3 protein-coding genes and 1 pseudogene are annotated in these 3,532 nt (G+C 48.2%); 3 read left to right on the top strand and 1 reads right to left on the bottom strand.

Features of this window, described 5'->3' with window-relative positions; all coding sequences use genetic code 11:
• Positions 1 to 150 precede the first annotated feature (150 nt).
• Positions 151 to 867 (top strand): hypothetical protein, encoded by a 717-nt coding sequence (locus IT781_RS21525; protein WP_194972224.1) that lies wholly within the window; start codon positions 151 to 153, stop codon positions 865 to 867.
• Between the two features lie 80 nt (positions 868 to 947).
• On the opposite strand, the gene IT781_RS21520 is transcribed toward IT781_RS21525, so the two are convergent.
• Entirely contained in the window at positions 948 to 2,513 is a 1,566-nt protein-coding gene (locus tag IT781_RS21520) for a sigma 54-interacting transcriptional regulator (protein WP_194972223.1), read from the bottom strand.
• Positions 2,514 to 2,693: 180 nt separating this feature from the next.
• Between IT781_RS21520 and IT781_RS21515 the strand changes: the two genes are divergently transcribed.
• Complete coding sequence (locus IT781_RS21515) at positions 2,694 to 3,347, top strand: DUF938 domain-containing protein (protein WP_194972222.1); 654 nt, start codon at positions 2,694 to 2,696, stop codon at positions 3,345 to 3,347.
• A gap of 13 nt (positions 3,348 to 3,360) precedes the next feature.
• Positions 3,361 to 3,532, top strand: a pseudogene (locus IT781_RS21510) (carbonic anhydrase); the annotation flags it as partial.

The following is a 3,532-nucleotide window of genomic DNA, read 5'->3' as shown; positions in this document are numbered from 1 at the left end:
GGCGGCCTTTCTTTTGGTTCCTTTTCTTTGGCCGCGCAAAGAAAAGGAACTCGCCGTCGGGTGCGAGAACCCGATTAAATCAAAACTTCGCGTTAGCGACACCATAATTACATTGATCTAAATTTAATTACATAACATCAGATATCTAAAATGACATCGAGATTATCAAGTTTTCTTACATCTCCTCAATATAGCAATGCAAGAGAATTATTACTGACGAGCCGTATAAAATATGACATGCTGCTTGCAGCAGCAGTTCGCGGTTATGATCTACTTATTTATACACCAACAGTTGACTGTGACGGGTTCGATTTGATTTTCGATGATCGACGCACACTTGTTCCTATTCAGCTTAAAACTGTTATTGGAAAAACAAACACTTGGGAAATTCACAGAAAATTGATTCGCCCATCGTTTTCCTCCTTAGAGATCTTTCGTCTGCAATCTCCTTCATATGGCGCAGGACGTGGGGGCGGAATTCTTCTTGTTGATATCAAAGAAGAACAAGGTGAATCACTAGAAATAAGCTATTTCTATTGTGACTTCTTAATAATTCATCTCTTCCTTGAAAAAATAATTCAATCCAAAAAAATCACTTCATTCAAAATTAATGAGCTTAAATACGATATTATCGGCCAAATAAATGGCAAGTTTACGTTACCCAAATGGGCTTTCGTAAAAGCAAAATCACCCGAACACTTACTTGCATTGATAGGATTAAGCAGCAGAGCAAACGGTCTATGGAGAGAATATATGTGTGAGTTTCTGCGCTATAAAAACATCCCAAACTTCCAGTCTCCAGTTGGCACTGAGCATGAGATGAGAGAATATATAAAAGAGCAAGTCATTAATTTAATAGACAATTAAGCGCCATCCAAAAAGGCTTGGGATTATAAATTCAGCCTACAGCGTTCTTTGCGGTGAAAATCCGATATGCAAAACAGCAATCAAGTTTTCAGATTCCGGAACTCAGCCAGATTAATTTCGTATTTTTTCAGCTTGCCGTAGACGGCGCGCGAAGTAATGCCCATGCTCTCGGCGATTTTGTTGACATCGCCCTGATGGGTTTTTAGCGCTGTTTCCAGATAGGCTTGCTCGACCCGGGACAGGGCGCTTTCTTTGAGATTTTTCCAGTCCTCGGCGGAGTTGGCCGTGGCCGGAACCGCCAGATCCAGTGTGGTGATTTCTTTGCCCTTGGTAAACAGCAGGCTGCGTTCGAGAATGTTTTCCAGTTCACGCACGTTGCCCGGCCAGGGGTAGGTGCGGATTTTCTGCATGACCTCGCGGCTGACCGATTCAACTTGCTTATTGTATTTTTTGTTCAGACGCTGAATGATCAGTTGAACCAGGTAAGGCAGGTCCTCGGGGCGTTCGGCCAGAGGCGGAATGCCGAGACGGACTACGTTGATGCGGAAGTACAGGTCGTGACGGAACTGGCCTTGCCTGACCAGCTCTCCCAGATCCTGGTTGGTTGCCGAAATGATGCGCAGGTCGACTGCCAGGGTTTGCTTGCCGCCGACCCGTTCCAGCTCGCCTTCCTGAAGCACACGCAACAGACGGGTTTGCGCGGCCGGCGACAGGGAATCGACTTCATCGAGAAACAGCGTGCCGCCCTCGGCGCGTTCGAAATAGCCCTGATGAATTTCCACGGCGCCGGTAAAAGCGCCTTTCTCGTGCCCGAACAATGCGCTTTCGATCAGGCTTTCGGGGATAGCGCCGCAATTGATCGGAATGAACGGTTTCTGGCTGCGATCGCTCATGGCATGGATGGCGCGCGCGATCAGTTCTTTGCCGACGCCGGTCTGGCCTTCGATCAGTACCGTGGCCAGCGTCGGCGCAATCACTTCAATGGATTGCAGGACTTTCTGCATGGCCGGCGATTTGGCGACGATGGCCGGCGGCTGATGCTTTTTGGCGGTCGGCTTGGCCTGCTTGCGCCAGATTTGCAGCATGCTTTCTTCGATACGCTCCTGAAGGTCATCGATATCGCGCTTTTCCCTGATTGGGGTCGTATCGGTGTATTCAATGCCGGGGCGATCCTTGCCGGCATCGCGGTTGGTATAAACGCAAACCTCGCAGCCGCCGTGATTGCGGGCGATGCTTTGTTTGATTTCTACCTTGGCATAGCCGAAGTTTCTGGCCGCGATGCCGCCGAACACGCTCGATGTCATGCCGCATAATTCAGGGAAATTGGTCACGCGGTCGCCAAAAGGGCAGCTTGAATTGGTGACGGTAATACAATCCTGATTGCTCGAAGCCAGCGAAAACCGGCCGCCGATATTGTTCTTGAGTCCCAGAATCAGTTCTATGTAGCTTTCCCGATCGAGCAGGCTGTTTTTGCCGGTATCGTTGCGGTAGGTTTCCTCAAAAAAGCAGCCGGCCGTTCGGGCGATGTGCTCGATCAGCTGCTCGCAGTGCTTTTGCCCCAGTTGCTCGCTGGCATGCATCAATTCTAGGATGAAAGTCTGCAGAAAAAAAACAGGCGTTAAGTCGGAAAGAGAGTTACTGCTCATAAGACTGCTCTGTGAAATGAATTTTCACACATTGAAGCATGGCTTCGCTAATTGGGTAAAGTAAAAAATTAACTTTTTGTATTTAAAGGAAAATATTGCTCAAATTTACTGGCATGGAGATTGCTGTTTATTGATCGCACCTTAAAACTAATGAATATTTATCACTAAGAGTATTTAATTATGAATCAGCAAAAACCGCCTTTAGATCCACATCCTTTAAGTGAATATGTCGCCTGGGCCGGCGGCCGTAACCGTGAGCCGATTTTGGGCGTATTGAAGGAAAAACTGCCCAAAGATACGGGCCGCGTACTGGAGATGGCCAGCGGCAGCGGCATGCATATCAATTATTTCGCACCGCATTTCGAGCATTTGCATTTTCATCCGTCCGACAAGGACCAGAGCGTTTTTGACAATATCAAACAATTATCGATTGATCACAGCAACGACAATATTGCCGATCCGGTTCATCTGGATTTGACGGACCCGACTACCTGGTTTAATCCCGGTATGCCAGAGTCATTCTCGGCCATTTTCTGTATCAATATTTTCCAGGTTGCGCCGATTTCTATCGCTGACGGCATGATGGAATGCGCTTCCCATTTACTCAATGACAACGGTTTTCTGTTGATCTACGGACCTTTCCGGGTGGAAGGCGAGTTTACGACCGAGTCCAACAGAGAGTTCCACGACACACTGAGTTCCGCCGGCGTCTCTGAATGGGGGCTTAAAGACATCGCTGACCTGAAAAAGGCGGCCGAAAAGCATGGTCTGGAGCTAAAGGAAAAAATCGATATGCCGGCCAACAATTTCTCGCTGATATTCGGCAGAAAGTAACTGAGGTATTTTTATGAGCAAAATACTCAATGAAGTAATGGCGGCCAACCGCGACTATGCGGCTGGATTTGATAAAGGCGATCTGCCGATGCCGCCGGGCCGGCATTTTGCGATCCTGACCTGCATGGATGCACGCCTGGACCCGGCCAAATATGCCGGGCTTTCCGAAGGCGATGCGCATGTCA

Origin of the sequence: Methylobacter sp. BlB1 (assembly GCF_015476545.1) — a bacterium.
Lineage (GTDB): Bacteria > Pseudomonadota > Gammaproteobacteria > Methylococcales > Methylomonadaceae > Methylobacter.
Note: the sequence above shows the minus strand (reverse complement) of the source record. Positions and strands in the feature narration are given on the sequence as shown.

Excerpts from the sequence above, each read along its gene's own strand:
- IT781_RS21525 (WP_194972224.1), top strand. The coding sequence starts at position 151 with ATGACATCGAGATTATCAAGTTTTCTTACATCTCCTCAATATAGCAAT.
- IT781_RS21520 (WP_194972223.1), bottom strand. The coding sequence starts at position 2,513 with ATGAGCAGTAACTCTCTTTCCGACTTAACGCCTGTTTTTTTTCTGCAG.
- IT781_RS21515 (WP_194972222.1), top strand. The coding sequence starts at position 2,694 with ATGAATCAGCAAAAACCGCCTTTAGATCCACATCCTTTAAGTGAATAT.